Below are 5024 nucleotides of genomic sequence, written 5' to 3'. Positions count from 1 at the left end.
ACGGCCCGCCCTGCCCCCGGTGCGGCACGCCCAACCTGCCGGACCGGAAGTTCTGCCGCCGCTGCGCGGCCCCGCTGACCGTCACCGCGGCCCCGCCGAAGCTGCCGTGGTGGCGCACCCGCTGGCCGTTCCGGCGCCGGGTACGGATCGGCGGCTCGGGCAACGCGCTGCGCCGCACCATCGCGGTGCTCGCGCTGATCGCGGTCGTGATCGCGGGCATCCTGCTGTTCCCGGCCGGACGGAACGTCTACCAGGACGTGCTGGACAAGCTCCGCAGCACCGCGCCGATCACCCCCACCGGGGCCTCCGCGACCGCCGCGGTCGAGGGCCACCCCGCGGCCTTGGCGGACGACGGCCTCACCAACACCTACTGGGGAGCACCCGCGATCGGGGACTCCATCACCTTCACCTTCCGCAGCCCGTTCCGGCTGGTCGACCTGATCGTCCACACCGGCGGCTCCGCGGACCCGCAGAAGTTCCGGGAGCAGGCACGCCCCCTGGTCCTGTCCCTGGAGGTCACCGCCAAGGACGGCGAGCGACACCAGCAACAGGTCACGCTCAACGACCAGCCGGGCCCGCAGACCGTGGCGACCGGGATCAGCGACGTCGTCCAGGTGAAGCTGACCATCCGCGAGGCCGCCGGCACCGGCCCCGGTCGCGCCATCGCCCTGGCCGAGGTGGAGTTCTTCAAACGCACCTGAGCACCGGTCACGCGCCTGAACACCGCGCGCGCCGTGCCCTTGCCGTCCTGGGACGCAACCGCTTCGATGGGGACCGGACCGGCGAGAGGGGAGCCGTTGTGAGCGAGGTGTGGTTCGACGACGTCCTGAATCACCTGCGGGTGCTGCTGGCCGCGGTTCCGCCGCTGATCGAGGACCTCCGGAAGCGCCGGATCGCTCCCGAAGGGATCGGAGGCCCGCTGGAGTGGACGCTGCCCTGGGGCATGGACGACGGCACCGGCAACGTCCGGCTCACCATCGTCGACGTCCCCTCCGGCTGGGGGAAGCCGGTGCGGGTCCGGGTCGTGGTGTCGGCCGACGTGAAGTCCTTCGGCGAACTGCGGGGTGGCGGGGCCCCGTCCCTGCCCCGCTACGACGAGCAGGCGCGCAGGCCGCTGTGGACGCCCGGTTCGGCCGACCTCGCCCGCCGGATGGCGCGTCACCTGCTGGAGCACGTGGACGGTGACGCCGACTCGCTCCGGGCGGAGGCGGGCGGCGCGGTGAGCTTCACGGTCGTGGTCTACGAGGCGCGGACGGCCTGACCACCGTCAAACCGGTACGGCCAGGGTGTGCGGGTGCCGCCTCACAGCCGCCGGGTGCGCAGCACGCCGGTCAGCAGCGGCAGGGTGAACTCGCCGTCGGCGGTCTCCGGCCTGCCCGCGAGGAACCCGCGGATCCGGCCCAGGGTGGCCTCCCGCTCCGCCTCCGGCATCACCAGCACCCCCGCGCGCGTCGCGAGGGTCGCCACGAGGGAGTCGGCGGTGCGGCGCTGCCCGTGCGGGAACTCGGCCTGCTCCGGAGCGCCGAACCGGGCGGGCGAGCCGTCCTTCGGAAGGTGCAGCCCCGCCGTCTCGACACGCCAGCTGGCCGGCGTGTCCCGAGGGCCGACGGCCGCGCTCCCGCTGACCCGCGCGAGCCCGTCGACCCACTCGACCTCGTCGTCCATGAGGTTCCAGAGGCCGGCCAGGACCCCGCCGGGGGAGAGGACCCTGGCGATCTCGGGCCCCGCGACGGCCATGTCGAACCAGTGCATGGCGTTGCCCGACAGTACGGCGTCGACCGAGCCGTCCGGCAGGGGGATCGCCTCGGCACTGCCCGAGAGCGCCCGGGCGGCCGGCAGCGAGCGACGCAGCTCGGCCAGCATCGCCGGGTCGGGCTCGACCGCGGTCACCTCGAACCCCAGCGCGACCAGCGTGGCGGTCAGCTTCCCTGTCCCGGCCCCCAGATCCAGCACCCTCGGCCCGGGCGCCGCTTCGAGCGCCCAGCGCACCGCCTCCCGCGCGTAGTCCGGACGGTGCTCGGCGTACGCGACCGCCGCAGCGCCGAACGACGAGGCGTGAACCGCCCGCTGATCCCGATCATCCATGCGGCCACGCTACTGACACCCGTCGCTGGCCGGCCACCACTTTCACCGGTTCCACACCGCCCGCCCGGACGGCTCGACCCCGGCTAGCGCGGTTGTCCCGTGTCGGCGGCCCGTCCGGCGTCTGATCCATCGTTATGGGGCGGAGATGCCCGCCGGGCCGGCCGGCAGCAGTCGCGCCGCGGCCTCGCGTGCGGTGCGCGCGACGCCGACGTCGCCGAGACCGACCCGGGCGCAGACGGCCCCATCGGCGAGCATGAGCACCAGGGCGGCGGCCTTGTCGGGGGCGTCCGCGCCCGCAGCGGCGGCGAGGCCGGCAAGGTAGCGCAAGATCTCCCGCTTGTGGTCACGGATGGCCATCCGTACGGGGTGGTCGGGGTCCGGGTATTCGGCGGCGACATTCACCAGGTCACCGCCTCGGTAGGCGGGATCGGCGAACTCATTGTCGAGCAGATCGAAGACGGCGAGGACCCGGTCGGTCGGCGCCTCGCGGCTCTCGGCGAGTGCGCGCAGCCGCGCACACCACTGGTCGTTGCGCTGGCGCAGGACCGCCGCCACCATCTCGTCCTTCGACCGGAAGTGCTGGTAGAGCGTCGACTTGGCGACTCCTGCCGCGCGCCAGATCTCGTTGATACCCACCGCGCGCACTCCGCAGCGGGCGAACAGGTCGGCAGCGGCCTCGACGATCTTGGCGCGTGTCGCTTCAGGACTGGTCATCGGTACCTCTGGCGGTCGTGGGAATGGGTTCAGCTCGACAGCTGTTGGAGTCGAACAGACTAGTCGGTTCGATGATTCGACAGTTCGATTTCGACGGTTCGATGAGGAGGGCACATGTTGACCATCGACGTGTTCAGTGACCTGATCTGCCCCTGGTGCCACATCGGCGGACGCCGACTGAAGCAGGCGGTCGGCATCGTCGAAGAACGCACCGGCGCCCGGTTCCGGATCCACTACCGCGCATTCGAGCTGAACCCGGCCATGCCGCTGGCCGGGATCGACAGGCGCACCTACCGAAGCGCGAAGTTCGGCAGCTGGGAGCGGTCTCGGCAACTCGATCACGGCACCGTCCTGGCCGGCCGCGGCGACGGCATCGCCTTCGACTACGAGGCGATCAGCAGGACACCGAACACCCGGGGCGGACACCGACTGGTCGCCCTGGCGGAGCGAGAGGCGGAGCTGGGCGCCGTGATGGCGGACCGGGTGTTCGTCGCCTACTTCGCAGAGGGACAGGACATCGGCGACCCGGCGGTGCTGGCCCGGCTCGGCGAGGAGGTCGGCCTCGCCGCCGGTGTGGCAGAGCGCCTGGGCGACCAGGCGCTGGAGACGGCCGTGCGCGAGGACGAGGCGCTCGCCGAGCAACTGGGTCTGCGAGGCGTGCCACTGTTCATCCTGGGCGAGCGCGCGATCAACGGCGCGGTCGAGGCCGAGCAGCTCGTCGAAGTCCTGGAGCAACAGGCCACCCGGTCCCAGGCCGGGCCCGGGTGCGAAGAAGGGATGTGCTCGCTGTGACCGCGCTGCCCGACATCGCGACGGTCGGCGTCGTCGGCGGGTCCCTCGCAGGTCTGTTCCACGCGGTCGCGCTCACCGAGCTCGGCCTGGACGTCGACGTCTGGGAACGTGCCACGGGCCGCCCCGACGACCGCGGCGCCGGGATCGTGCTGCAACCGGGCGTCGCCTGGTTCCTCAACGAGTTCACCGGCGTGGACCCGGAGCGCGTCAGCGTTCCCGTCACCCACCGGCAGTTCTTCACCAAGGACGGGAACAGCCGCGTCACGCCCATGCGGCAGCGGATGATCTCCTGGGGAACGATCTACAAGGCCCTGCGGGACACGCTGCCAGCCGAGCGCTACCACGACGGACAGCCGGTGACCGCTCTCACCCCCACCCCCGCAGGGGCCACCATCCACGTCGACGGGGCCGCGCAGCCGGTCGACCTGGCGATCATCGCGGACGGATCCGCGTCCCGGTTCCGCGCGCTCGTCGCACCGGACGGTGCGCCGCGCTACGCCGGCTACGTCGCCTACCGCGGTGTCATCGACGAAGCCGACCTCCCGCAGGAGCTGGCCACGAGCCTCGGCGACCGGTTCAGCTTCTACGACGGGGACCGCACCCAGTTCCTGTGCTACTTCATCCCGGGCGACTTCGGCACGACCATCACGGGCCACTGCCGGATGAACTGGGTCTGGTACGTACCCGCCGACGCACCCGAACTCAAGCGCATCACCACCGACCGCAACGGCAGCGCCCACGGGCTGTCGCTTCCGCCGGGACTTCTCGCACCCGAGGTCCACGCCGGCCTCCTGGCCCGCGCACGCTCGACGCTGCCGGAGCCCCTGCGCCAACTGGTGGAGCACACCGGGGACCCCTTCCTTCAAGCGATCCTCGACGGACGCGTCACCAGGATGCGCAGCGGCCGGATGCTCCTGACCGGGGACGCCGCATTCGTGGTCCGGCCCCACACCGCCGCCAGCACGGAGAAGGCCGCCGCCGACGCCATCACCCTCTTCCACGCCCTGCGGCAAGCGCCGTCCGCCGACGCCGCTCTACAGGCATGGGAAGACCTCCGCCTCGCAGCGGGAACCGCCATCCACAGCCAAGGGGTCAGCCTCGGGCACAGGCTGGGCCTCAGCGACCTAGAGACAGCCGCAGGGTGAAAGTGAGCGCCCCCGTCGGGGCATTTGGCTTGGGCGGGGAAGTAGGCGTAGAGTCTCCCAGTCGCTCGGCTGGGAGCACCGAACACGTGTTTGCGTGGACGGTCCCGGGGCGGCCAATCCCCTGAAACACCACTCCCCGGTTCGTGCTGGGTCGCTTTCGCATGCGGCTCGGTGTGTATTCGGTGTGGGCGTTTTATCGGATTGCGGCGGGATTCGCTTTTCGGAGTGGGGACCGGCTAGAGTTTGAAACGTCGGACGGGGCGCGAAACCCCGGAAGGCGCCGGCGAG

At 71.7% G+C, this 5024-nt stretch carries 6 protein-coding genes; 4 read left to right on the top strand and 2 right to left on the bottom strand.

All coding sequences use genetic code 11. The features are described from left to right. Positions 1-701 (top strand): zinc ribbon domain-containing protein (locus J0670_RS29800; RefSeq protein WP_207814809.1); only part of this gene is annotated, 701 nt, incomplete at its 5' end. A gap of 98 nt (positions 702-799) precedes the next feature. Further along, positions 800-1261, top strand: coding sequence for a hypothetical protein (locus J0670_RS29795; RefSeq protein WP_207814808.1), 462 nt, complete (start codon positions 800-802; stop codon positions 1259-1261). Between the two features lie 41 nt (positions 1262-1302). Here the strand turns inward: J0670_RS29795 and J0670_RS29790 are convergent, their stop codons facing one another. Both J0670_RS29790 and J0670_RS29785 read right to left on the bottom strand, forming a co-directional pair. Further along, complete coding sequence (locus tag J0670_RS29790) at positions 1303-2085, bottom strand: class I SAM-dependent methyltransferase (RefSeq protein ID WP_207814807.1); 783 nt, start codon at positions 2083-2085, stop codon at positions 1303-1305. 132 nt (positions 2086-2217) lie between these two features. Further along, a complete protein-coding gene (locus J0670_RS29785; protein ID WP_207814806.1) occupies positions 2218-2799 on the bottom strand; it encodes a TetR/AcrR family transcriptional regulator in 582 nt (193 codons plus the stop codon). A 114-nt stretch (positions 2800-2913) separates the two neighbouring features. On the opposite strand from J0670_RS29785, the gene J0670_RS29780 reads away from it, so the two are divergent. Next, complete coding sequence (locus J0670_RS29780; RefSeq protein ID WP_207814805.1) at positions 2914-3591, top strand: DsbA family oxidoreductase; 678 nt, start codon at positions 2914-2916, stop codon at positions 3589-3591. Further along, positions 3579-4736: a hypothetical protein gene (locus J0670_RS29775; protein ID WP_207814804.1), complete on the top strand. Its 1158-nt coding sequence runs from the start codon at positions 3579-3581 to the stop codon at positions 4734-4736. The genes J0670_RS29780 and J0670_RS29775 overlap by 13 nt, the downstream gene beginning before the upstream one ends. Positions 4737-5024: the final 288 nt, after the last annotated feature.

The sequence above is a fragment of the Streptomyces sp. FH025 genome (genome assembly GCF_017427025.1).
In the GTDB taxonomy this organism is placed as follows: domain Bacteria; phylum Actinomycetota; class Actinomycetes; order Streptomycetales; family Streptomycetaceae; genus Kitasatospora.
Note: the sequence above shows the minus strand (reverse complement) of the source record. Positions and strands in the feature narration are given on the sequence as shown.

What these genes read in the sequence shown, in the direction of transcription:
- J0670_RS29780 (WP_207814805.1), top strand. Translation starts at nt 2,914, where the DNA reads ATGTTGACCATCGACGTGTTCAGTGACCTGATCTGCCCCTGGTGCCAC.
- J0670_RS29790 (WP_207814807.1), bottom strand. Translation starts at nt 2,085, where the DNA reads ATGGATGATCGGGATCAGCGGGCGGTTCACGCCTCGTCGTTCGGCGCT.
- J0670_RS29785 (WP_207814806.1), bottom strand. Translation starts at nt 2,799, where the DNA reads ATGACCAGTCCTGAAGCGACACGCGCCAAGATCGTCGAGGCCGCTGCC.